19 protein-coding genes, 2 rRNA genes and 1 pseudogene are annotated in these 22930 nt (G+C 39.5%); 21 read left to right on the top strand and 1 reads right to left on the bottom strand.

The features are described 5' to 3' along the window. Nucleotides 1–16 precede the first annotated feature (16 nt). The 21 genes and pseudogenes from COS96_01620 (at nucleotide 17) to COS96_01520 (ending at nucleotide 20467) form a co-directional block, all read left to right on the top strand. Nucleotides 17–214 (top strand): hypothetical protein, encoded by a 198-nt coding sequence (locus COS96_01620; GenBank protein PIU43971.1) that lies wholly within the window; start codon nucleotides 17–19, stop codon nucleotides 212–214. Between the two features lie 79 nt (nucleotides 215–293). Next, nucleotides 294–1331 (top strand): hypothetical protein, encoded by a 1038-nt coding sequence (locus COS96_01615; protein PIU43970.1) that lies wholly within the window; start codon nucleotides 294–296, stop codon nucleotides 1329–1331. A gap of 369 nt (nucleotides 1332–1700) precedes the next feature. Continuing rightward, nucleotides 1701–2393, top strand: coding sequence for a hypothetical protein (locus COS96_01610; protein ID PIU43969.1), 693 nt, complete (start codon nucleotides 1701–1703; stop codon nucleotides 2391–2393). 421 nt (nucleotides 2394–2814) lie between these two features. Then, a 23S ribosomal RNA gene (locus COS96_01605) occupies nucleotides 2815–6472 on the top strand. 147 nt (nucleotides 6473–6619) lie between these two features. Then, nucleotides 6620–6728: ribosomal RNA gene (rrf, locus tag COS96_01600) — 5S ribosomal RNA — on the top strand. Between the two features lie 81 nt (nucleotides 6729–6809). Continuing rightward, nucleotides 6810–7631 carry a rod shape-determining protein MreC gene (gene mreC / locus COS96_01595; GenBank protein ID PIU43968.1) on the top strand — a complete coding sequence of 274 codons (822 nt, stop codon included), beginning with the start codon at nucleotides 6810–6812 and terminating at the stop codon, nucleotides 7629–7631. Beyond that, complete coding sequence (locus tag COS96_01590; protein PIU43967.1) at nucleotides 7624–7932, top strand: hypothetical protein; 309 nt, start codon at nucleotides 7624–7626, stop codon at nucleotides 7930–7932. The genes mreC and COS96_01590 overlap by 8 nt, the downstream gene beginning before the upstream one ends. Before the next feature lie 30 nt (nucleotides 7933–7962). Next, complete coding sequence (gene murC, locus COS96_01585; protein ID PIU43966.1) at nucleotides 7963–9264, top strand: UDP-N-acetylmuramate--L-alanine ligase; 1302 nt, start codon at nucleotides 7963–7965, stop codon at nucleotides 9262–9264. A 95-nt stretch (nucleotides 9265–9359) separates the two neighbouring features. Next, nucleotides 9360–9539, top strand: coding sequence for a hypothetical protein (locus COS96_01580; protein ID PIU43965.1), 180 nt, complete (start codon nucleotides 9360–9362; stop codon nucleotides 9537–9539). A gap of 3 nt (nucleotides 9540–9542) precedes the next feature. Further along, nucleotides 9543–10535 (top strand): diphosphomevalonate decarboxylase, encoded by a 993-nt coding sequence (mvaD, locus tag COS96_01575; protein PIU43964.1) that lies wholly within the window; start codon nucleotides 9543–9545, stop codon nucleotides 10533–10535. 1 nt (nucleotide 10536) lies between these two features. Next, the gene (gene mvk / locus COS96_01570) at nucleotides 10537–11499 is read left to right on the top strand and encodes a mevalonate kinase (GenBank protein ID PIU43963.1); all 963 of its coding nucleotides are present in this window, start codon (nucleotides 10537–10539) and stop codon (nucleotides 11497–11499) included. After that, the gene (mvk, locus tag COS96_01565; protein ID PIU43962.1) at nucleotides 11496–12488 is read left to right on the top strand and encodes a mevalonate kinase; all 993 of its coding nucleotides are present in this window, start codon (nucleotides 11496–11498) and stop codon (nucleotides 12486–12488) included. Before mvk (COS96_01570) ends, mvk (COS96_01565) begins: the two co-directional genes overlap by 4 nt. A gap of 426 nt (nucleotides 12489–12914) precedes the next feature. Then, nucleotides 12915–13467: pseudogene (locus COS96_01560) on the top strand (TspO protein). 218 nt (nucleotides 13468–13685) lie between these two features. Beyond that, entirely contained in the window at nucleotides 13686–14183 is a 498-nt protein-coding gene (locus COS96_01555; GenBank protein ID PIU43961.1) for a hypothetical protein, read from the top strand. A 144-nt stretch (nucleotides 14184–14327) separates the two neighbouring features. After that, complete coding sequence (locus COS96_01550; GenBank protein ID PIU43960.1) at nucleotides 14328–14684, top strand: hypothetical protein; 357 nt, start codon at nucleotides 14328–14330, stop codon at nucleotides 14682–14684. After that, nucleotides 14681–14995 carry a hypothetical protein gene (locus COS96_01545; protein PIU43959.1) on the top strand — a complete coding sequence of 105 codons (315 nt, stop codon included), beginning with the start codon at nucleotides 14681–14683 and terminating at the stop codon, nucleotides 14993–14995. The genes COS96_01550 and COS96_01545 overlap by 4 nt, the downstream gene beginning before the upstream one ends. A 52-nt stretch (nucleotides 14996–15047) precedes the next feature. Beyond that, nucleotides 15048–16412, top strand: a complete 1365-nt coding sequence (locus COS96_01540) for an aspartate--tRNA(Asn) ligase (GenBank protein ID PIU43958.1) — start codon at nucleotides 15048–15050, stop codon at nucleotides 16410–16412. Further along, nucleotides 16381–17337, top strand: coding sequence for a hypothetical protein (locus tag COS96_01535; protein ID PIU43957.1), 957 nt, complete (start codon nucleotides 16381–16383; stop codon nucleotides 17335–17337). The genes COS96_01540 and COS96_01535 overlap by 32 nt, the downstream gene beginning before the upstream one ends. Next, nucleotides 17303–18424 (top strand): hypothetical protein, encoded by a 1122-nt coding sequence (locus COS96_01530; protein ID PIU43956.1) that lies wholly within the window; start codon nucleotides 17303–17305, stop codon nucleotides 18422–18424. The genes COS96_01535 and COS96_01530 overlap by 35 nt, the downstream gene beginning before the upstream one ends. 45 nt (nucleotides 18425–18469) lie before the next feature. Beyond that, nucleotides 18470–19873 carry a hypothetical protein gene (locus tag COS96_01525; protein ID PIU43955.1) on the top strand — a complete coding sequence of 468 codons (1404 nt, stop codon included), beginning with the start codon at nucleotides 18470–18472 and terminating at the stop codon, nucleotides 19871–19873. Nucleotides 19874–19897: 24 nt separating this feature from the next. Beyond that, entirely contained in the window at nucleotides 19898–20467 is a 570-nt protein-coding gene (locus tag COS96_01520; GenBank protein PIU43954.1) for a hypothetical protein, read from the top strand. Here the strand turns inward: COS96_01520 and COS96_01515 are convergent. Further along, entirely contained in the window at nucleotides 20464–22044 is a 1581-nt protein-coding gene (locus COS96_01515) for a hypothetical protein (GenBank protein ID PIU43953.1), read from the bottom strand. The two genes, COS96_01520 and COS96_01515, sit on opposite strands and share 4 nt — an antisense overlap. Nucleotides 22045–22930 lie beyond the last annotated feature (886 nt).

The following is a 22930-nucleotide window of genomic DNA, read 5'->3' as shown; positions in this document are numbered from 1 at the left end:
CTGGATTTTGCTCAAAATGGGTTCGGATTTCGTCCAACAAGCACCACCAAAATTATCAAATTTTTTTCTTGGTTATGTTGTTTTAGCAATGCGGGCAGGCAAATTACTCACACCCACGCTCACGCTCATAATCACAAAGAATTCCGCTTCAACGGAATTTTTTGTTTTCAAGGCGATGGCGGGTGGTAAGGCGGGGGAGAATGTAGTATTATAAATTTGAGTCATGAGTTACGCTTAATGAGGCGGCGTAAAATCGTTAAACTAATAAAAATTAATAATTAACTTATAAATTTATGTCAGAGAAAAATTTCAAAGAAGAATTTGAGAACGTAAACGCGCGAAGCGCGGCTAAGATAACACTTGATAAAGTTTCTTCTTGGGAAGAATTAAATGCCACAACAATGGAAGAAGGAAATAAAAAATTTAACGAAAAAACCAGAGAATTATGGAAAGATTTTGCCGTTTCCGGAACACTCCAATTTGACCCAAAAGAAGGGAGGCAGATGTTGCGTCCGTTTACGGATTTGGATGGAAAATCAGCGATCGGTATTCTTAGCGCATCCGGAATAGATACGAGCAAGCTGGAATATGTCAGGCCCGGAGAATTTTTGAAAGGAGCGATAAACTTGGATACGGGCGACAAATTCGGCGTTGTTTATGAAGAACCGACATATACCGCTTATTTTGATCATCATGCCAAGGAAACCAAAGAAGTAACAAGTACCGCTGAAATTGTATATAAAACAATGGTTGATTTGGGAATGCTGGATAAATCGGAAGCCATGGATAGGCTCGTGAAATTCGTAACCGACGTGGACAATCGCAGATTGCCTGCGACAGAATTTTTAAAAAGCGGCAAGACAATAGTCGGTGTACAGAGAGGTTTGGATTTTAAAAAAATGTTAGAGTATTTTAAAGATCATGAATCGCCAACAGATGAATTAACGCCTGAAGAATTTGAAAAATATGGCATGCGTGAAGCAGCAGAAAAGCAGCAGAAAACTGTTGACGAATCAATGGATACGCTTGAAAGAATGCGGCAAGAGGGAAAAGTTGTCCGGACGAAATATGGAAGTATTCTTAAAAATGAAAACAATGAATTAAAAGTCGGATCATCGGCTGCTTATGTCAAGTACGACGGAATAATTAATTTTACGTCCGGGAAAAGCTTTGCGGTTACTCTAAAGGAAAAAGATTTGGACGAAAAAGAAATAAAAGAAAGGCTGGGCAATAAATTTCAAGGGAAAATTATTCGCGGGAAAATGTGGCTTTATAATGACAAAGAGCCGTTGAACTTAAGTATGGAAGAGATAATCAAATCCATGGAATAGTTTATGGAAACAGCTGAATTCCGTTCTAAAATCAAGCCGGATACGGGGTTATCAATTGACGGCAGAGATTTTGTTGTTAAAGAAGTTGTTAGATTCAGACTTAATGAAGGTTTTTGAATTTATGTATACAGCTCACGCCTTAGCTGAAGAGATCTATGGTGAGGAAATTTTCAAAAAGGGGGATAGCGAGAGTTTTTGAGTTTTCCACTGCCGGGCTTCTATTTTAGAGGTTATTGTGCTATCATAAAAATATCTAATAAGGTCCCAAATAAAGGAAATAATTGCGACTGGGGCCTGAAAAAGGTCGATTTACATTGAGGGAAAGTCGAATCTTAATTGAATTATTAATTAATTTTTACTTTATTATATATGTTTTTTGACACTTGGACGTTAGAAACAACAAAGGCCTTGATAAATCTTTGGGTTGGATTTTTAAACTTCCTTCCTAATCTGGTCGGAGCATTAATCGTTTTCATTATCGGTTGGATCGTAAGCGTTGTCATTGGTAAAATAGTTGCTGAAGTATTGAACCGCTTGAAGATTAATCAGATTTTTGAGAAAGCCGGTTGGAAAGAGGCTTTGGAAAAAGCTGAATTAAAAGTTAAAGCCACTGATTTTATTGGGGCGATTGTTAAATGGATTTTAGTAATCGTTTTCTTGTCAGCTTCAGTAGAAATTTTAGGTCTTAAGGAATTTGCCGACGCCATGAATTCAGTCATAGGATATCTTCCTAATGTAGTGGTTGCAGTTCTTATTTTCGTTATCACTGTAATAATCGTTGACATTGTTGAGAAAGTCATCAGGTCAGCGGTGGAAGGAGTGAGGGTCGGATACGGAAGAGCAGTGAGCTCAATTGTAAAATGGGCTGTCTGGACTTTCGCAATATTGGCTATTTTAAAACAGCTTTTAGTTGTTCCGGATTTAATCAATATTGTTTTCGGCGCTCTTATTTACGGAGTGGTTGCTTTGTTTGTTATTTCTTTCGGTATCGCTTTCGGCTTAGGCGGAAAAGATGTTGCCACTGAAATCTTAAGAGATGTGAAAGAGAGAATCAAAAAGTAAATCAGTCAAAAAAATCCCCTTCGGGGGATTTTTTGTTGGAGCTTGACAAGGTTTTTCAATTTGCTAATATTTACTTTACGCATGATAAATAAAAATGACAGAAAAAAAGAAACAAAAATCGCGGGAACATTAGGGAGCTGAAAAAACTTCCAAAAACCGATTTGGTTTTTGAAAGTCGCTTCCGGAGAAGCGATTTTTAATTGGGGAGATAAGGATATGCAATGATTTGAAAAGATGAGAATGGGAAGAACTTTGAAAATTTAAAAGTAATTTAAGTAATTAAGTAAGTAATAATTTAATTGTCTTTCATTACTAGCCAAAGGGCCCCGCATTTTTTGCGGGGCAAAATCTCTTAGCCATTTTAGTTCCTTACAGGCTAAGAGAACAAGACCAATCTTTGATTGACAAAGATTGGGAGGGTAAATATTTTAAGGGCAAATGGTGGATGCCTTGGGAAGTTGAGGCGACGAAGGACGTGGCGTGACTGCGATAAGTCTCGGGGAGGTGTTTAGCAACCTTTGATCCGGGAATTTCCGAATGGGTAAACCCATCTCGCAGAAATGCGAGATATCCCGCCGTAAGGCGGGAAGCTAGACCCGCTGAAGTAAAACATTTCAGTAAGCGGAGGAAAATAAACTAATAAGCATTCCCTTAGTAGTGGCGAGCGAAAAGGGAGAAGTCTAAACCTCATTTTTATGGGGGGTTGCAAGGAGATAAATTGATTTATTTCAAAGAAGAAAAAATGCGAAGGTTGGTTAAAAGAATCTTTCTGGAAAGAAGAACCAAAGAGGGTAATAGTCCCGTATTTGAAAATCACTTCGCGCTTCTCTTATCTTTCTTAAGTACCGCGAGAAACGAAAGCCTTGCGGGAATCAGGCTGGACTGTCCAGCCAAGACTGAATACTCAACTTCACCGATAGTGAACTAGTACCGTGAGGGAAAGGTGAAAAGTAGGGAGGTAATCCCGGTGAAATAGAACCTGAAACCATTTGCTTACAAAGAGTAGGAGCTCCCCACATAATTTATTATGTGTGGGGTGACTGCGTGCTTTTTGCAGAACGAACCAACGAGTTTCCATGCATAGCTTGCCTAAATTCTTATGGAATGAAGGCGTAGCGAAAGCAAGTGTTAATAGCGCGTTCTCCGCATTTATGCGGAGAGGTTGTGCATGGAAGACCCGAAGCCAGGCGAGCTTACCATAGCCAGGTTGAATCCCCCAGAAATGGGGGAGGAGGACCGAACTAGTGAGTCGTGCAATTCTCTTGGATGAGCTGTGGTAAGAAGTGAAAAGCTAATCGAGCTTGGTAATAGCTGGTTCTCCCCGAAATAGCTTTAGGACTAGCTTTTCGTTATGCATCGGGGGTAGAGCACTAGATGGAGGTTCGTAGACGCAAGTCTAGATCCTTCAACTAAACTCCGAATACCGATGCTTTACAACGAAGAAGTAAGACTCCGGGGGCTAAGCTCCGGGGTCGAAAGGGAAACAGCCCAGATCTTAATCTAAGGTCCCTAAATTAAACTAAGTGTACTTAAGGAAGTGATTTTCCGATGATAGTTAGGAGGTTAGCTTAGAAGCAGCTATCCTTTAAAAAGTGCGTAATAGCTTACTAGCTAAGGAATTTCGCGCCGAAGATTAGCGGGACTAAGTTTAATACCGAAGATAAGGATACTCCGCATTTACTGCGGGGTGTGGTAGGGGAGCGTCTCTATCGCGCTGAAGTTCTTCCGTAAGGAAGGGTGGAGCGATAGGGAGTGAGAATGTTGGTATGAGTAACCGCAATGGGCGTGAGAGCCGCCCACACCGAAATCCCAAGGTTTCCTTGACAATGTCAATCAGTCAAGGGTTAGGCGGTCCTTAGGGGAAGCCGAAAGGCGTACCTGATGGACAGCTGGTTAATATTCCAGCCCTTGGACATACAAGTCTAAAGATTACGAAGCTTAGTAGCTTGGGCGAGTTATTGGATTTTCGTTGCCTGCTTAAGAATTTTCAAGGGCCGGCAAAATATTTTGGTTCGCCAAGATAAATCCAAGTGAGCAAGCTTCCCGGAAAAGCTTTTTAGGCGTTACTGTATGTTCAAACCGTACCGGAAACCGACACAGGTGGGATGGCGTCAATGTGCCAAGGTGAACGTGTGAAACCTCGTTAAGGAACTAGGCAAAAAAGTAGTCGTAACTTCGGGATAAGACTTGCCCCGCAGCAATGCGGGGTCGCAGCAAACGTCTCTCTGACGACTGTTTATCAAAGACACAGGTCCCTGCTAATTCGAAAGAAGATGTATAGGGGCTGAGACCTGACCAGTGCTGGAACGTTAATCTTGCCGGTTTTTTCCGCAGCAATGTGGGATTAGCTGAGTGAGCTGAGCTTCCAGTGAACGTCGGCGGTAACTATAACCGTCCAAAGGTATTACAAAATGCTTTTGTAAAACTTAGCTATATGCTGGAAAATCTGTTGGATTTGGAGCTACTATGGTATAATTAGTAAAGGTTAACATTAACCTTGAATATTATGCTAAGTAAAAAAGCTTCCAATGCAGACAATCAGCAGGAAAGGCTAAAAATGTGCGATTGGATTGTTGGTTTTGTAGATGGAGAAGGATCCTTTCTGGTGAATATATTTAAGTCGCCACGAGCTAAATCGGGGTGGCAGGTATTTCCAGAATTTAATATTTCTCAAACTCGTAAGGGAATAGAACTTCTTTATGCGATTCAAAAATTTTTTGGATGCGGACATATTTATGTTCACACCACAAGGAATGAGAATAATAAAAAATGGGATCCATTGTACAAATTCTGCGTTCGTTCACAAAGTGAAATTTTAGAAAAGATTATTCCCTTTTTTATAAAATATCCTCCAAGAGGAAAATTAAAAAAGAAGGATTTAACTCTTTTTTCTAAAGTGGTTAAATTGATGCGAGATGGCAAACACCTGAAAAATGGTGGCATCAAGAAAATTGTGGAAATTACGCGAGAAATGAACCATCGCAAGCCATTTGAGCAAACATTTGCATATAAATTTTTAGCATCCTCAGAGACTATACGCTAAGATTCGTCGAAAACGAATAAGATATAGTCCGACCTGCATGGCGACATGCAGAATACGGCAGAAATGACCGTATCTGTGTTATCAAACACAAAGCAACAAATGTGAGCGTAATCCCTTGCCGGGTAAGTTCCGGCCCGCATGAAAGGTTTAACGATCAGAGAACTGTCTCAACGAGGAGCACGGTGAAAATGCAATACCGGTAAAGATGCCGGTTACCTGCGGCTAGACAGAAAGACCCCGGGAGCTTCACTACAACCTGATATTGAGTCTTAATTTTGGATGCGTAGCGTAGAGGGTAGGCTTTGAATCCCGCTTTTCGGAGCCGGAGGAGCCGCCAATGAAACACCCTTCTTTTAAAATCTTGATTCTAACTTCCGTTATAAGCGGGAAGACAGTGTTTGGTGGGTAGTTTAAGTGGGGCACTTGCCTCCTAAAAAGTAATGGAGGCGTTTAAAGGTCGGCTAGATCCGGATGGACATCGGATCGTTTGGGTAAAGCCATAAGCCGGCTCTACTGCAAGACAGGTATGTCGCGCAGTTGGGAAACCAGAACTTAGTGAACCGACCCTAGTTAGCAGAACTGGGGAAGATTATCAAACAAAAGCTACCCCGGGGATAACAGGCTGGTAGAGCCCGCGAGTTCACATCAACGGCTCTGTTCGGCACCTCGATGTCGGCTCATCTTATCCTGGGACTGGAGCAGGCCCCAAGGGTTTGGCTGTTCGCCAATTAAAAAGATACGTGAGCTGGGTTCAAACCGTCGCGAGACAGGTTGGTCCATATCTACCGTAGGCGTCGAGTCTTGAGGAGGGTTGGTCCTTGTACGAGAGGATCGGACTGAACTAACCTCTGGTTTATCAGTTGTTCCGCCAGGAGCATTGCTGAGTAGCTAAGTTAGGAACTGATAAGCGCTGAAAGCATCTAAGCGCGAAGCAGGCTCCAAGATTAGGACTCATAGATCCCTCAGAGACTATGAGGTTGATAGGCTGCAAGTGTAAGCCCCGTAAGGGGTTCAGCTGAGCAGTACTAATAGATCATAAATAATATTTGCTCTCTCATTTTTTGGAAAGCAAAGATAACTTTGGCTAGTAATAAAAGACAGTTAAATTTAAAATTACAAATTATCCCGTCGCGACGGGATCCCGCACGATGCGGGACAAATTACAAATAAATTGCAGATAATGTAAGGGAGCTATGCTGAGAGTGCTCCACCTGTTCCCATTCCGAACACAGAAGTGAAATCTCTTATGGCCGATGATAGTGGGTCACCGCGAAAGTAGGTAGCTCTCTTACATTGTTTACAATTTCATTAGATTTTTTTGATTGCCCGCCTTTGCGGGTTTTTTATTGAAGAAATCTTTTTAAAGAGATAGGATGAAAGTAATGATATTTTCCAAGATTAAAAAAGCCAAAAACGCAATAATAATTTTTCTGATGGTGGCAATATTTCTTACTCTTAATTTGACCGGCGGTTCAAGAGCGGTTAAGGATTTTTTCTATGGAGCTTTCTCTCCTGTTCAAAAATACTTTTGGCAGGCCGGGAATAGTTTTTCCGATTTCTCCGCCGGTTTTTTCAATGCTCGAGGATTGAAGGAAGAGAGAGATAAATTATGGCTGGAAAACCAAAACTTGCTTTCTCAAATAGCCTCTTTAGAAGGGTTGAAAAAAGAAAACCAATTACTGAAAGAATCCTTGGGATTAGGCATGGAAAAAGAATTTAATTTGGAATTAGCCCATATCGTCGGAAAGGATGTCTCTTTGAATTTTCTTTTGATTGATAAGGGGTATGAAGACGGCATAAAAGATGATCTGCCAGTGGTTACCGCTCAAAAAACTTTAGTCGGCAAAATTAAGGGAGTCTACAGGAGGTTTTCAAGGATTCAGCTTTGCTCAAATAAGGACAGCTCTTTTGACATTGAGATTACCGGAAAAGAGATTTATGGCATAGCCAGGGGCGATGGCGGTTCCGGGATAATCCTTGATTTTATTCCCTTTAACGCCGAGACAGCTGAAAATGATTTAGTCATTACTTCTTCCGCCAGCGGATTTTTTCCGGCCGGTATTTTTATAGGGAAAATAGGGAAAATTGAGAAGTCGGATGTGAAGCCGTTTCAGACAGCTGAAGTTTTTCCTGCTTTTGACATTAAGAATCTGGCGGAAATTTTCGTTATTAAAGATTTCAAACTCAATGATTAATTTTTTACTTTTTTGTTTTTTCTTGATTTTTATCTTATTTCTGATCCTGTTGCAGACAGGCTTTTTTGTTTTTTTCAGTTTTTTCGCCGGCGGTTATTGGGGAGCGGTTCTTATTTTAACCGTTCTCGGGATTTTGCTCTTCTCGGAAAAGCCGAGTAGGAATTCTGGCTTTATTCTGGCTTTTTTTACCGGATTTTTTATGGATATTTTCTCCGGCTGTTTTTTTGGATTTTACACTCTTATCGCCATGGCCATAGCCTTCGCCATTAAGTTTATTTTAAGGCAATACCTCCGTAATTGACGTTTTTGTATTATACGTTAAAATACGTACATGAAAATACATTTTATCGGCATTTCGGGCATCGGCGTCAGCGCTTTGGCAAAATATTATCTTCAAAAAGGCGAGCAGGTAACCGGCTCTGATTTAAACAGGTCGGAAGTAGCAAGTAATCTGGAGAGGCTGGGAGCGAAGATTTTTTATGGCCAGCAGAAAGCCGATAATGTTGCCTCGGACATTGATTTAGTTGTCTACACTGTTGCTGTTCCTAAAGATAATCCGGAATTGCTGCAAGCCGGGAAATTGAAAATAAAAACTCAAACTTACCCCGAGGCGCTGGGCGACTTGGTTAAAAAACACTTCACCATCGCTGTTTGTGGAATGAGCGGAAAAAGCACCACAACCTCCATGACCGGCATCGTTCTGAAGAAGGCCGGCCTTTCTCCCAACGTCATTGTCGGAACAAGGGTTAAAGAATTTGAAAACAGCAATTGTCTTGTCGGCAAAAGCAATTATTTGGTGATTGAGGCCTGCGAATACGAAGCTTCATTTTTAAATTATTGGCCGAGGATTTTGGCGATTTTAAATATTGAGGAAGAGCATCTGGATTACTATAGGGACATCAGGCACATTATGGATACCTTCAAGGAGGAGGCTTCTCACTTGAAAAAGGGAGATGTTTTAATCTTTAACAAGGACGACGAAAATACGGCAAAACTCATAAAAGAAAATAAGAAAATACTGAAAGGGGTAAAACTCGTTCCCTTTTCGTTAAAAGACAAGGAAGCGGAAGGGATAAAGAAAATTTTAAAAGTGCCGGGCAAGCATAATATTTCCAACGCTTTGGCGGCTTTAAAAATCGGAAGAGAATTAAAGATTTCTGATGAAAAAATTTATAAAGCGCTTTCCCAATTTAAGGGGACTTGGCGGAGGTTTGAGATTATTAAGAAAGAGCCGTTTATTTTAATCAGCGATTACGCTCATCACCCGACAAAATTAAAAGCGCTGTTGGAGGGAGCGCGGGAGAAATATCCCAAAAAGACGATTTGGGCTGTTTTCCAGTCGCATCAGTACGACAGGACAAAGAAGCTTTTTGATAAATTTATTCCGGCTTTTGAAAAGGCTGATAAAATAATTTTGACTGAAATTTATTATGTTGCCGGCCGGGAGAAAAAATTAAATATCTCCTCAAAGGATTTGGTTGAGGCGATTAAAAAGAAAAGTCCGGAAAAGGAAGTTTTGTTTATGGAGAAAAAGGAGGATGTTCCCGCCTTCATCAGGAAGAATGCCAAGAAAGGCGACGTTGTTTTGGTCATCGGCGCCGGCGACATTATCAACATCCTCAAATTTTTTTGAAGTTGACGGGCGGATTAGGTATGATATGATAAGAGGGTGAGCAACAAAAAAGGATTTTAAAAAGTCGAATAATTTTTTAGAAACAAAAAAATATTATGGCGCTTCTTTTATTAATATTAGCTATAGTCATCCTTGCGAGCTATTTAGTTTGGAAAATCCCAAAATCAATGAAGGGATGCAAATGTTTGGTTGAAAAACCAAAAGAGACGCAGCTTGCAGAAACTCCCAAAACACCGGCCGAGCCTGCGAATGCTCAAAACGAGCAAGTGAAGTAATGCATGAAAGCAACCGCTTCAGCAAACGCCAATATAGCTTTAATAAAATATTGGGGCAAGAGAAATGAAGAATTAATTCTTCCTCAAAACTCCAGTGTTTCCGTAACTCTTGAAGGATTAAAAACCGTGACAACGGTTGATTTTGATAAGAAATACAAAAAAGACAATTTTACTCTTAACGGAAAAAAAATATCCGGCGAGCCTTTTGAAAGGATTGCCGGGTTTTTAAACATAATAAGAAAAATGGCCGGGTCGGGATTGAAGGCGAAAATCTTTTCTAAGAATTTTTTTCCGACTGCCACCGGCTTAGCCAGTTCTTCCGCCGGAGGAGCGGCGCTGGCTTTAGCATCTTCAAAAGCCATCGGTTTGGATTTAAATAAAAAAGAGCTTTCTCTTTTGGCCAGGAGGAATTCCGGTTCAGCCTCGCGTTCCATTGAAGCCGGATTCGTTGAGTGGGAAAAAGGGGAGAAAGAGGACGGAACTGATTCTTTCGGAAAGCAGGTTTGCGACAAAGATTATTGGCCGGAATTCAGAATAATCGCCGGCGTGCTTAATGAGGAGGAGAAAAAAACGAAAAGTCGGCCGGGGATGAAGCAAAGCGTTCAAACCTGCCCATTCTATAAGGTATGGGTTGAAAACAGCGAGAAACAGGCCAAGCAGATCAAGAAATTCATTCTGGAAAAAAAATTTACAAAATTGGGAGAACTGGCGGAGAATAACGCCCTTATGCTTCATTCAGTTATGTTTAACACTATTCTTCCGATTGTATACTTCAGCGGGAAAACAGTAGAAATGATAAAGGCAGTCAGGAAATGGAGGGCATCCGGATTGGAATGCTATTTTACAATAGACGCCGGCCCGCAGGTAAAAATTATCTGTCTGGAAAAAGATATTCCTGAAATCAAAAGAAAGTTGAAAGGCATCAAGGCTATTAAGAAAATATATATTTGTAAGCCGGGCGATGGCGCAAGATTAATCAATAAGCATCTTTTTTAATATGGTAAAGGCTTCTGCTTGCGGAAAGTTGATGTTATTCGGCGAACATGCTGTTGTTTATAGTCGCCCGTGCATTGTCGCCTCCGTGGACCAAAGCATGAGCGTCATATTGAAGAAAAGAAATGACGATAAAATTATTTTAAACGCGCCGGAAAAAAATATTGAAAATTACTCTTTCCCGATAAGCGAGTCAAGCAAGTCGCATCCTAAAGAAGTGAGTTTTGTTTTGATGGCTGTTTCTAATTTTTTTGACAAGTATGGCGTAAGAAGTGGCTTGGAAATTAAAACCTGCAGCCAATTTTCCGACAGATTCGGACTGGGCAGTTCTTCAGCTGTTACAGTGAGCGCTATAAAAGGATTAACTGAATTGTTCGGAATAAAAATAAGCAAAAGAGATTTGTTTGATTTGTCTTATAAAACCGTTATAGATATACAAAAATTAGGTTCCGGCTTTGATATAGCTTCAGCTGTTTATGGCGGAGTTTTATATTTTTTTACCGGGGGGAGAGTTATTGAGCCCTTGAAAATAAAAGACCTGCCGCTTGTCATAGGATACAGCGGGGTTAAGGCGGATACTTCTACGTTGATTAAAAAGGTTGCCGGAAAAATCAAAAGAAATCCTTTGGAAATAAATAAAATTTTTAATGAAATTGAAAAGATAGTTAATCTGGCCGGAATTGAAATAGAAAAAAGAAATTGGCCTAAGGTCGGAGAATTAATGAATTTGAACCAGAATTTACTGAAAAAACTCGGGGTGAGCACAAAAGAACTGGATAATTTAATAGAGGCCGCCTTGAAAGCCGGAGCCTATGGGGCTAAATTATCAGGAGCGGGGGGAGGGGATTGTATGATTGCTTTAGCCGACAAGAGGAAACAAGGCCAAGTTAAAAAAGCGATTGAGTGGGCAGGGGGAAAAGTCGTGGAAGCTAAAATTTCAACTCAAGGGGTTGTTTGCATAAAATGAAGAAAAAAATACGGCCAATAGAAGAAAAGGCAGTAAAAGTTGAAGGCCAAGCTCAATCGCCGGGGAGCATTTTTCTTTTTGGCGAGCATGCTGTTGTTTATGGAAAGCCGGCAATAGTGGCTTCGGTCGGCTTATGGACGAAGTGCAGGATGAGCGAAGCGGAAAAAGATATTTATATACGCTCCGTCGGATTTGGAAAGGCTGTTTTGGGAAAAGGGGAAAAGAAAGGCAATAAGGATTTATTCATTCTTCTTGATTTGTGCCAAAAGCTTCTTGATGAGTATGATCTTCGGGGGAAAGGATTGAATCTGGAAATTGGATCGGAGATTCCGCCTGAAAGCGGTTTAAGTTCTTCCACGGCCGTCCTGTCTTCGGTTTTAGGCGCTTTTTCAAAATTATTTAAGCTGGATATTCCTAAAAAAAATTATTACGGCGAACTGATTGAATTTCAAAAAATCATTCACGGTGGCAAGGCCTCCGGTTCTGAAATCATCAGCAGTTCGCTTGGAGGATTTAATCACATTTCCTTTGCTGATGGAAAAATTCAAGCCAAAAAAATAAACGGATTATCTTTGCGCGCGGTTATCGGCGATACCGGCATCAGGACAAAAACCTCAAAGACCGTGGCAGGCCATATCCCCGGAATGATCAAGGAAAACCCAAAATTAGTGGAGGAGGTTTTTAATGAAATAGAGCTTGTTTCTAAAAACGGGCTTAAGGCGATTAAAAACAAAAATATCACCGAGATAGGCGAGCTTATGAATGAAAATCAGAAACTTTTAAATTCCTTGGGACTGTCTCATCCTAAAATTGATTTAGCTGTTGAGAAAGCGTTGGGGGCAGGAGCTTATGGCGCAAAGCTGTCGGGCAAGGGACAGGGAGGGATTATGTTTGCCTTAACTGACGAAAAGAATCAGAAAAAAGTTGCTCAAGCGATAAAAAGCGCCGGGTTAAAGGTGATTGAAGCCCAAATCGGCATTGAAGCTTAGCTTGCAGGGGTCAGACCCCTGCGGAATTTACAGGGGTCTGACCCCTGCGGAATTACCTGGGTAATCCCGAAAAGGAAGGTTTTTCAGGAGCCGGAGATTAGGAAGTTATTTAGCATTAAAGACTTATGCAAGTTTTTGATGCTTTTTTATTTCAATTTTTTGTTTTTTCCGCCTTGTATCAGTGGCAATCAGTTCCTTTATCAGTGGTAATTAGTGTTTTTGGATTGAATTTGAAGTCAAGAAGAGATAGAGTTAAATTAAGTCATTAAGTGATTCAATAAAATTATTTAGCGAGATTGTGCTTGGCTTAGCCAAGTATAACCAAGTATGTCATGAAAACGATGCCGATGTTTAAGGGGGCAGGCAAACAAAAAAAGTAAATATTAAAAATCAGCCAGAGGTTGATAGTCCTCTGGACTAAAAAATATGAAAAATATTTTTAAACTTATCGTTGCTGTTGTCCTATCTGAATTGGCTGGGATTATCGGCTCTGTCTTCACAATATCTGCGATCCCGAATTGGTATAGCGGAATTGTGAAACCGGCATTGAATCCGCCGAGCTGGGTTTTCGGACCTGTCTGGACAACCCTTTACGTATTAATGGGTATCTCCGCTTTTTTGATATGGTCATCATGCGCTGAAGCTTCCGCCTCCGCCAAGGATCCAGCGGACAAGTCGGAGGATAAAAAGAAAGAAATAAAAATAGCGCTTGGCGTTTTCGGTGTCCAGCTTTTTTGAATGCTATTTGGTCAATTATTTTTTGGGCTTGCAAAATCCCGGCTGGGCGCTCGTTGATATTGTGGCGCTTTGGTTCGCTATCGTTTGGACAATGGTTGTTTTCTATAAAATCTCTCCTCCTTCGTCCTCGTGGAGGACTACGGAAGGACGAGGAAAACTGGTGGCGTATTTACTTGTGCCGTATATTCTCTGGGTCAGTTTCGCCTCATATCTGAATTATTCAATCTGGTTGCTTAACTAAGCCAAGCAATACGAGTTGCAGGGCGTCCACCCCGGTAATCCCTGTAATTTGCAGGGCGTCCTTCCTCGACGCACCGACATAATATTCCTAAGGAAAATCGCTTTTCGCCTATCGGCGGGAGCGATTTTTTGATAGAATGAGAGAGGAAACGGATTATTAAAAAGTCGTCTTATAAATTAAAAATAACAAAACAAAAAATAATAAAATAATAAAAAAATATGGAAAACTTAACAACAAATTCAACGATTAAGCCGACCGGATGCTGTGAGCCTTTCAACCCTGAAATATGGCAGGGGAAAGAAATAATATGGAAAGACAAAATTTTCGTAAAGGATCAGATCACCAGCTTTTTACACATGCCCCTTAATATGGGAGGGAAGATAGTTAAAAATATGGAGCTGATTGAGAAAGCGAATGCTAAAGCGCCACATCAGCTTATGCTGACTGATGAAAAATCGCTTTGGGGGGCGGATATTTATATTGACGTTTCCAAAGAAGTTCCGGGCGCGCAGATGGCAACTATTTCCGGCGCTTTCTTAACAAAAGTTTTTGAAGGACCGTATCAAAACGCCGGTAAATGGGCGATAGAAATGAAGGAATATGTTGAGGGCAAGGGTAAGAAAATTAAGAAGCTGTATTTCTCTTATACGACTTGTCCTAATTGCGCCAAGGCCTACGGCAAGAATTACGTAGTTCTCTTCGCTCAAATAGATTAAAGATTAAGATTCATGAAGGGAATAAGAAAAAATTAATAATTGTTCAGAAATCAAAAACAACGGAGGTCCGTCCTTCGTTGTTTTTAGTTTTCAAATAGGGAAAATTTTGCTATTGTAAAGTAGATTTATAACCAATGCAAAAATATGGAATACCCGATAGAGATTATTAAGGATAAGATAGGTAAATCTTACTTAAATAAATTTTTGGATAACCCTTTTAAGGATATGGTTAAATTTGTCGTTGACATTAAACGAGGGGTAATTGCTTTTGGCGGGGAACTTCATTCCGATGCTCAAGAAGCGCTTGTTAAGAGCGGGTCGGACGGCAAGAATATATGGGGAGGGAATTTTTACCCTTTGAAGAAGAAGAAAAAAGAATATATTGAATATTTTTCCTTGATAAATATCAAGCCATTGGAAAATAATCGTTCAATGAATATTGAAAAGTCGGAGATAAAAGAAAAAATGGATAAAGTAATAAATAATTTGATAAATTTATGACTTCCGAAAAATGGCAAAAATTGTCAAAAACAGAGCAAATTTTGAATATCGGAGCTGAATTTTCCCGGGCAAAAAATTGGATTCAGAAAAATGACGAGGAATATGCGATAAGCTCCCTTGAAAGAGCATTTGAGCTTTTGGATCTGACCATTGATGATAAAAAATGGCGAAGGGGGTTAAGGGAACTTTTAAGATTTAGAGAAGTTTTAGCCGAGTTCTATCTTGAAAAGAAAAAAAATAATGAAGAGTTCGTAAAGATTTTTAAAACTTTGCTTTTCTTTAATAAATTCAGTTCGCAGGTAAAAATATGATCAATTAAATCAGTCAAGGACAATTTATTATTAAAATTAAAATTTAATTATTATGGAAAGAACGCTTATTTTAAAAACAATTGAAAAAATAGGGGAGAAGGTAAGAATTTGCGGATGGGTAAATTCAAGGCGCGACCACGGCGGGATTGTTTTTTTTGACTTGAGGGACAGAAGCGGATTATTGCAGGTCGTCTGCCCTAAAGATATGGCTGAAAATATAAAAGATGAGACAGCCGTCGCCATTGAGGGGGAAGTGAAGGCAAGGCCGGAGAAAATGGTTAATCCGGAAATTAAAACAGGAACAGTGGAATTGAAAGCGGACAAGATTGAAATTCTTGGCGAGGCAGAGACATTGCCTTTTGACTTAAGGGAATTAAATCTCTCCCTTCCAAAGCTTTTAGATTTCAGGCCGTTAAGCTTTAAGAATGAAAAAATAAGGGCCATTTTCAAGATAGAAGAGGAAGTAGTCGGCGGCTTTAGGCAGGCTTTGAAAGAGATGGATTTCATGGAATTTGAAGCGCCGGCGATAGTTCCGGCTAACGCTGAAGGAGGGGCGGAAATTTTTTCCGTTAGATATTACAATCACGAAGCTTTTTTGGCCCAGAGTCCTCAACTTTATAAGCAAATTTTAGTTAATGGTTTTGAAAGGGTTTTTACTGTCTGCCATGTTTTCAGGGCTGAACCGAGCGTTACCACCCGCCATTTATCTGAATATATAAGCATGGATGCGGAAATGGGCTTTATCGAATCGTGGAAAGATGTAATGGGGGCCTGTGAAGCGGTAGTTCGCAGAATATTCTTGAATGTCGGAAAAAATCAGGCGGATAATTTGAAAATATTAAATGTTGAATTGCCGAAAGTATCTGAAAAAATTCCTCAATTGAAAATGAGGGAGGCGCAGGAAATTATTTTCCAAAGAACGGGCAGAGACAATAGGAAGGAGCCGGACTTGGAGCCGGAAGATGAAAGAGAAATCTGCAAGTGGGCGGATGAAAAATACGGTTCAGAACTTATTTTTATCACCCATTACCCTGTTAAAAAAAGGCCTTTTTACACTTTCGCCGACCCTGATGATCCGGAGTACACTATGAGTTTTGATCTTCTTTGTCGCGGTTCAGAGATTGTTACCGGAGGCCGGAGAATTAATAAATACCAAGATCTGCTTAAGGGTATGGAGAAAAAAGGGATAGGGGCGAAAAATCTTGAATTTTATCTTCAGGCTTTTCAATATGGCATGCCGCCTGAAGGTGGATTTGCTCTTGGATCAGAGAGGGTGGTTAAGCAAATTTTAGGGTTGGCCAATATTAGGGAAGCTGCTTTATTCCCGAGAGACATGGAAAGAATTGACCTAAGCTTATCAAATACGCCGATAAAAAAGGAAAAAAATGGAGAACAGCAAGGAAGCCAAAAAAAATAACAGCCTAAAGCTGTTTGTGCCTGCTTTTATTTTCAGCTTTTTGCTTTTTTGGGGAATAAACTTTCTCCAAAAAACTTTGGAAAAATTTTTTTTCGATTACATTTCTCAACCTTATAAGGAAATACATTATATAGCCATCCCCCAAGAACTTAAAAAAACAAAACCGGAGATTGACGCCAGAGCGGTTATTTCCTTTGAGGTCGGAAAAAATGGAGGTTCAAGAATTTTATTTAAGAAAAACGCTGAACAACCTTTTCCAATAGCCTCTATTACGAAACTGATGACAGCCCTTGTTGTTTTTGAAAATGACGGCGAAAAAAGTTATGATATGGACAAGAGAATGGTTGTTTCCAAATTAGCCGCTTCGCAGGAAGATATTCCTATTTTTGGTAATTTGAAATCAGGGGAGAATTTTTCAGTAGAAGAATTTTTGAATTTTATGCTGGTCTATTCAAGTAATGACGCTGCATGGGCTTTATCAGAAAAAGAGGGGACCGGAAAATTTATTGAAAGAATGAATGAGAAAACAAAAGAGCTGGGCGTTATTAATACCGGGTTTATAAATCCCACCGGCATTGACCCTGATCCGCTGAAATATAGCCCTGAAAACGTTGAGAGCTTTAATTATTCAACAGCAAAGGATTTGGCTCTGATCAGCCGATATATTCTGGAAAAATATCCCTCTGTTTTTGAAATTACAGCCAAAGAATCTCTTTATTCTGTCCCAAACGGAATCAAAGAGGTTGAGTTGAAAGAAGGACAGAAACTTATCGGCGGGAAAACCGGCTATACTGATGAAGCCGGAGGATGTATGCTTCTTATTGTGGGAAAAGAAAATGGGTCAAAGGTGGTAAATGTGGTCTTAGGCGCCTCTTCTTCAGAAAGCCGTGTTGAAGAGATACAAAAAATTATTAATTGGCTATAAAAATATGGTAAGCGATTTCACTTTTGACGTTATCAAAATATTTTTAATTTCTTTTTTAAGTTGTCTGGTCGCTTTTTTTATCGCTCCGCAATTATTGAAGTTTTTAAATAAAGTTCAGTTTTGGAAAAAGAAAGCCAGAACAAAAACTATTACCGGAGAAGAGGCGACGGTTTTTCATTCCCTGCATAAGGAAAGAGAAGTTTCCATCCCCAGGGGGGGCGGGCTATTGATTTGGGTTTCCGTTCTGTTGGTTTCCTTATCTCTTTTGATCCTTTCCGGCATAACTGATGTTTGGCGGATAAACGAGCTGAATTTTTTATCAGAAAGAGAAACTCTGCTGCCTCTTTTCGCTTTGATTGTTGCTTCAATAATCGGCCTCGTTGATGATATTTTGACGGTTTACGGGAAGGGGAGATATATTGCCGGAGGGATAGGTTTTGCTAAAAGATTAGCTCTCGTTTCTCTGGTTGGCTTAGTTGGCGGATTATGGTTCTTATTCAAACTGCAATGGACGTCAATTCATGTTCCTTTAATTGGCGATTTTCCCGGAGGGATTGATCTTGATCTCGGGGTTTGGTTTGTCCTTCTTTTTATATTGGTTACAGTCGGCAGTTGGGCCGGCGGGGTTATTGACGGATTAGATGGTCTGGCCGGCGGAGTTTTCTCAATAATTTTCGGGGCTTTCGCCATAATATCCTTTTCGCAGGGCAAAGCGGACTTGGCTGCCCTTTGCTTAGCTATCTCCGGCACTCTATTCGCTTTCTTGTGGTTTAATATCCCTCCGGCGAGGTTTTATATGGGCGAGACAGGAATATTAGGTTTAACTTCAACTATGGCTGTAGTGGCCTTTTTAACCGATTCTGTGATGGTTCTGCCGATAATCGCCGGATTACTGGTCTTAGAAGTCGGAACAATAGTTATACAATTGCTATCCAAGAAATTTCGCCATAAGAAGATTTGGCTTTCAACGCCCATCCATCATCATTTTGAGGCTTTGGGCTGGCCGGCTTATCAGGTGACAATGAGATTTTGGATAATCGGCGTTGTCTTGGCTATCTTAGGCGTTTCCATCCGCTTACTCGGATAGTATTATAAGTAGTAATTATTAAGTAGCAAGTATTAAGCAATAATTATGAGATTTGAAGAGTTGAGAAAAAAATACCCTAAATTTGTTTATCAAGGCTATTCTTACAGGATATCGGATAGGAATTTGGAAATATTTTTTGAATTCAGGATTGGTTCTGAATTTATTTTTAATCCTAAAATAACCATTGAGAATATTGATAAGAAGCGATTGGAAGGGATTAAAATTGAAACGCTTGATAATTTGGTTTTTAATTTAGGAATGATTGAGGCGTTAAGCTATTGGAAAGCAACCTGTTCTCCCTTGATTGAGATAAAATGCGGTTTCCTTAATGCTGGTCAGGTTAAGTGGTGGAAAGACTTGATGGAAAAGGGACTGGGACAATTTTTTTATGAAAATAAAATTGATTTTGACTTTGATTCCTTGAGAATCCTATCCGATATGACTAAAAAATTCGTTAAAACTGACAAAATTGAATTAAAGAATAGAGTTTTGGCGCCGATCGGCGGAGGAAAAGATTCAATAGTTACTTTTGAGGTCCTTAAAGAAACTAAAAATGAGCTAAGCTCCTTTTGCTTAAATCCGACTGGAACAGCCATGCGCGTTATCAAAGGAATCGGTTGTAGGAATTTTATTATCATCAGGAGGGAGATAGACAAAAAATTATTGGAGTTAAATAGGGCAGGGTTTCTCAATGGCCACACTCCTTTTTCCGCTTACTTGTCTTTTTTAAGCATTTTGATAGCTGTTATTTTTAATTATAGGTATGTCGCTATTTCTCAAGAGAGCAGTTCCAATGAAGGAAACGTAAAGTATCTCGGCAAAATCATCAACCATCAGTATTCCAAGACCTTTGATTTTGAAAAGAGGTTTAAGGATTATTGCAAGAAATACTTGGTTGAGGATTTTGGATACTTCAGTTTTTTGAGGCCTTTGAATGAAATACAAATAGCCAGAATTTTTGCTGATTTCCCAAAATTTTTTCCAATTTTTATGAGTTGTAATGAGGCTTATAAAACCGCTTCCGGAACAAAGAAGCCGACAGGGAAGTGGTGCGGTAATTGTTCTAAATGTCTTTTCGCTTGGCTGATTCTTTACCCTTTTGTTGAGAAAAGCAGAATGGAGAAGATTTTTAATCAGGATTTGTTTGGAAATAAAAATCTTTTGAATATTTTGAAAGAGCTTATCGGGGAAAAGGGGATTAAACCATTTGAATGTGTTGGAACCCACGAAGAAGTCCTCGTCGCCTTATATCTCTCATGGAAGAAGGAAAAGGAGGCCAGTCCTCATTTGTCTTCTTTGCCGATTTTACTGGGGTATTTTGAGAAGGAAATTCTGCCCAAATACGGAGAAAAAACCTTGGAGAAAAAATCAAAAGCAATTTTAGAAAGTTGGAACAAGCGCCACAACCTCCCCAAAAACTTCGAAAAGATATTAAAAGACGCTAATTAACATTGCTGATATTTTTTAAAAATCATGAAATTAGGAAATTTTACAGTAAAAACAAAAAATGGAGCCATGGAGATAGAAGTTGCTTATTTCGACAGCCATGATGCAAAAGTTTTCAAGAGACTTTTTGATGTTTGGGTTAAATTAAACAATGGCTTGGGCAAGTACGGGAGGAAGACAAATATTCCCGAGGTGTTATCAGAGGGGATGTTTTGCATATTTTCCAAATCAGCCAGATGCCAGCGAAAATTAAAGGGCAAGGGGTCTGTTTCCTTTGATACGATAAATTTAAAAACCGGAGAACGGGAGCAAATTAAAGCCAGCAGTATTAAGTCGGATTTAAGTTCTTTCGGCCCAAAGAGCGAGTGGGACAGATTATATTTTATGAGTTTTTATAATAATGGCAATCCTGACGGAACTTTTGATGTCTATAAAATACCCAATAAATTAATTTACGAGAATAAGGTGAACAAGGGCCAGACTATGAAACGCCAGCAGAAAGAGAAGAGAAGGCCGAGATTCAGCATTATGGACGACATAATAAAGGCTTACAAAATCAAACCGATGGGAAAAAATATTAAAGTTTGGCAAAGTTAACCTTCCATCGCTCTCATCATTTGTTTTGCGACAGCCTCAACCACGGGGACGCTCACAGAATTTCCAAATTGTTTGTATAGCGCTGAATCCGAAATATTCGGTAATTTATAGCTTTCCGGAAAGCCTTGGATGCGGGCGCATTCCAGCGGAGTTAATTTTCTAATACCTTTTTTGTCTTTAATAATCGGCACATTATGGCCTCCCATTCCCATGTTTGCCGTAAGTGTCGGGCAGACGCCACTTTTGTTCTCTCGAACATACTGCCTGCGCCACTGGTATACTCTTCCCTCTTCTTTTACGAAATTTTTTAGTTTTTCGTATAAAGGTTTTCCGTTGTAATAATATTTTTCCGGAATATTTTTTTCCAGCAAGTCAATGATTCTTTTAGTCAATTTCTTTGGTTCAGGGAAGCAAAAATCATCAGAATGGCGTTCGTTTTTAAAACCTACGATATAAATTCGTTCTCTATTTTGCGGAATATTTCCGTATTCCATACTATTCAAGACTTTTGCTTTTATATGGTATCCGAGATTTTTTAAAGTTTCCTCTATTATTTTAAAAGTTTTTCCTCCGTCGTGACTTTTTAAATTTTTGACGTTTTCAAGAAGAAATCCTTCTGGTTTGCGGGCGTCGATAATGCGCGCAATATCAAAAAATAAATTGCCCCGGCCTTTTTCATCGTTAAATCCTTGCCTATATCCGGCGATAGAGAACGCCTGGCAAGGAAAACCTCCGAGCAAGAAATCAAATTCCGGCAGATCGTCCATTCCTATTTTTCGGATGTCTTCAACTACGAGTTTCGATCTTGGAAAATTCAAATCGTAAGTAAGTTTGCATTGTTCGTCAAAATCGTTGGCGAAAACAGTATTGAAGCCGGCTTTTTCAAAGCCGAGGCGTATTCCTCCGATGCCGGCGAAAAGATCAAGGGTTTTGAGGCTACGCTTCGTTTTTTTTAGAATTTTTTCTTCCGGAGAGTTGGAAATATTACTTATTATTTGGACCACTACGCCCCTTACCTCAACCTCTTTTCTGAAAATCGGGAGCATGCTGGGGTTTCTTGGCTCAAGCCTGAACCTATTTTTCTCTTTATAAAGCTTTTTGAGCGTTGTTTCATTTCCGTCTATAATCGCAACGACAGTCTGGCCGTTTTTCGCGACTGATTGTTTTTTGATTATTACGATATCGCCGTCAAAAATTCCTTCGCCGATCATGCTGTTTCCTACAACGCGGAGGGCGTAATAATCTCTTGAATTTTTTATGGCAGGGTTCAGCACAGGTATAGTCTCCTGAAAATCCTCGATAGCTTCTATGGGATGTCCGGCGGCTATTTTGCCAACGATTGGAATGTCAATAATCGTCCTTATCTTTTTTTTAGGAACGATGCTTCGGGTGGAATTCATATTTTTTAAAAGAAAACCTTTCCTCTTTAGCGTATCTATGTGCTCATGTATCGTTGACACAGCCTTGAGTTTCATTTCCCTCCTTATTTCTTCAATAGTGGGAGATATTCCGTTTTCCTCTCTATAATCATTGATGAAATTAAAAACCCGTTTTTGTTTTTTTGTGAGCGTTTGCATATTGATGTTAAAATTTATTTGCGCTATAATTTAATTATACCCGAATAAAAACCGAAACTCAAAGCAGTTTTATCCACAGGGCGCAAAAAAATAAACATTATGGATGTTTTCACGAAAAAGAAAAGGAGCGAAATAATGTCGAAAATCCGTTCCGAAAATACAATGGTTGAAGATTTGGTTCTAGTGGACTCCGTAATATTGATATGCATTTGATTGGGGGATTCCCCAATTTTTTATTTTCAGTCATTTAATCGTCGATCCATGGTAAGCAAGCTATAGCTGAGTTACCAAGTATTTTATTTTTTTCCTTAATCTTTGATGCTAAATATGATATTCTAAGATTATGCCCCGTAGAGTAATTTCGAAAATATCTGCGGGTTAACTAAAAAATTTCGAAAAATTTTTTAATTCGAAATTTTTCTACGGGGATGTTGAAGGAAATTAAAGAGAATTTAATACGGGAATTTTAAACCAACATGGATTTGCTGTTGAGAATCATAACATTTCTTTATGCGGGGACAGGGGTGGTCACTGTACTGGGATACCTGCCGACAATAAAAGATTTATATCATCGTAAAAGGCCTAGTGCGAATATAAATTCATATATTATTTGGACTCTGTGCTCTGGCATCGTCCTTCTGTACATGATGATGGCGACATCCGATTTGTTATTGCAAACAGTAACGGGATTAAATTTCTTATTTTGTTTTATAATTTTAATTCTCGCTATAAGATTAAAATATTTTAAAGTTTAAAAAATCAGAGCCTATAGCTCTGATTTTAATTTGACGGGGATTGGGTTTTGATATATGATTTCAGTATAATAAAAAACCCACAGCTACCCCTCAATCCGAACACTTAACGCATTCAACTTCAGACCTTGATA

It is taken from the genome of Candidatus Nealsonbacteria bacterium CG07_land_8_20_14_0_80_39_13, from assembly GCA_002779355.1.
Taxonomy (GTDB): domain Bacteria; phylum Patescibacteriota; class Minisyncoccia; order Minisyncoccales.
This window is presented reverse-complemented; position numbering and strand designations above follow the sequence as displayed.

What these genes read in the sequence shown, in the direction of transcription:
- COS96_01620 (PIU43971.1), top strand. Translation starts at nt 17, where the DNA reads ATGGGTTCGGATTTCGTCCAACAAGCACCACCAAAATTATCAAATTTT.
- COS96_01615 (PIU43970.1), top strand. Translation starts at nt 294, where the DNA reads ATGTCAGAGAAAAATTTCAAAGAAGAATTTGAGAACGTAAACGCGCGA.
- mreC (PIU43968.1), top strand. Translation starts at nt 6,810, where the DNA reads ATGAAAGTAATGATATTTTCCAAGATTAAAAAAGCCAAAAACGCAATA.
- COS96_01520 (PIU43954.1), top strand. Translation starts at nt 19,898, where the DNA reads ATGAAATTAGGAAATTTTACAGTAAAAACAAAAAATGGAGCCATGGAG.
- COS96_01525 (PIU43955.1), top strand. Translation starts at nt 18,470, where the DNA reads ATGAGATTTGAAGAGTTGAGAAAAAAATACCCTAAATTTGTTTATCAA.
- COS96_01555 (PIU43961.1), top strand. Translation starts at nt 13,686, where the DNA reads ATGGAAAACTTAACAACAAATTCAACGATTAAGCCGACCGGATGCTGT.
- COS96_01580 (PIU43965.1), top strand. Translation starts at nt 9,360, where the DNA reads ATGGCGCTTCTTTTATTAATATTAGCTATAGTCATCCTTGCGAGCTAT.
- mvk (PIU43963.1), top strand. Translation starts at nt 10,537, where the DNA reads ATGGTAAAGGCTTCTGCTTGCGGAAAGTTGATGTTATTCGGCGAACAT.
- mvk (PIU43962.1), top strand. Translation starts at nt 11,496, where the DNA reads ATGAAGAAAAAAATACGGCCAATAGAAGAAAAGGCAGTAAAAGTTGAA.
- COS96_01590 (PIU43967.1), top strand. Translation starts at nt 7,624, where the DNA reads ATGATTAATTTTTTACTTTTTTGTTTTTTCTTGATTTTTATCTTATTT.
- COS96_01535 (PIU43957.1), top strand. Translation starts at nt 16,381, where the DNA reads ATGGAGAACAGCAAGGAAGCCAAAAAAAATAACAGCCTAAAGCTGTTT.
- COS96_01515 (PIU43953.1), bottom strand. Translation starts at nt 22,044, where the DNA reads ATGCAAACGCTCACAAAAAAACAAAAACGGGTTTTTAATTTCATCAAT.
- COS96_01550 (PIU43960.1), top strand. Translation starts at nt 14,328, where the DNA reads ATGGAATACCCGATAGAGATTATTAAGGATAAGATAGGTAAATCTTAC.
- COS96_01545 (PIU43959.1), top strand. Translation starts at nt 14,681, where the DNA reads ATGACTTCCGAAAAATGGCAAAAATTGTCAAAAACAGAGCAAATTTTG.
- COS96_01540 (PIU43958.1), top strand. Translation starts at nt 15,048, where the DNA reads ATGGAAAGAACGCTTATTTTAAAAACAATTGAAAAAATAGGGGAGAAG.
- murC (PIU43966.1), top strand. Translation starts at nt 7,963, where the DNA reads ATGAAAATACATTTTATCGGCATTTCGGGCATCGGCGTCAGCGCTTTG.
- COS96_01610 (PIU43969.1), top strand. Translation starts at nt 1,701, where the DNA reads ATGTTTTTTGACACTTGGACGTTAGAAACAACAAAGGCCTTGATAAAT.
- mvaD (PIU43964.1), top strand. Translation starts at nt 9,543, where the DNA reads ATGAAAGCAACCGCTTCAGCAAACGCCAATATAGCTTTAATAAAATAT.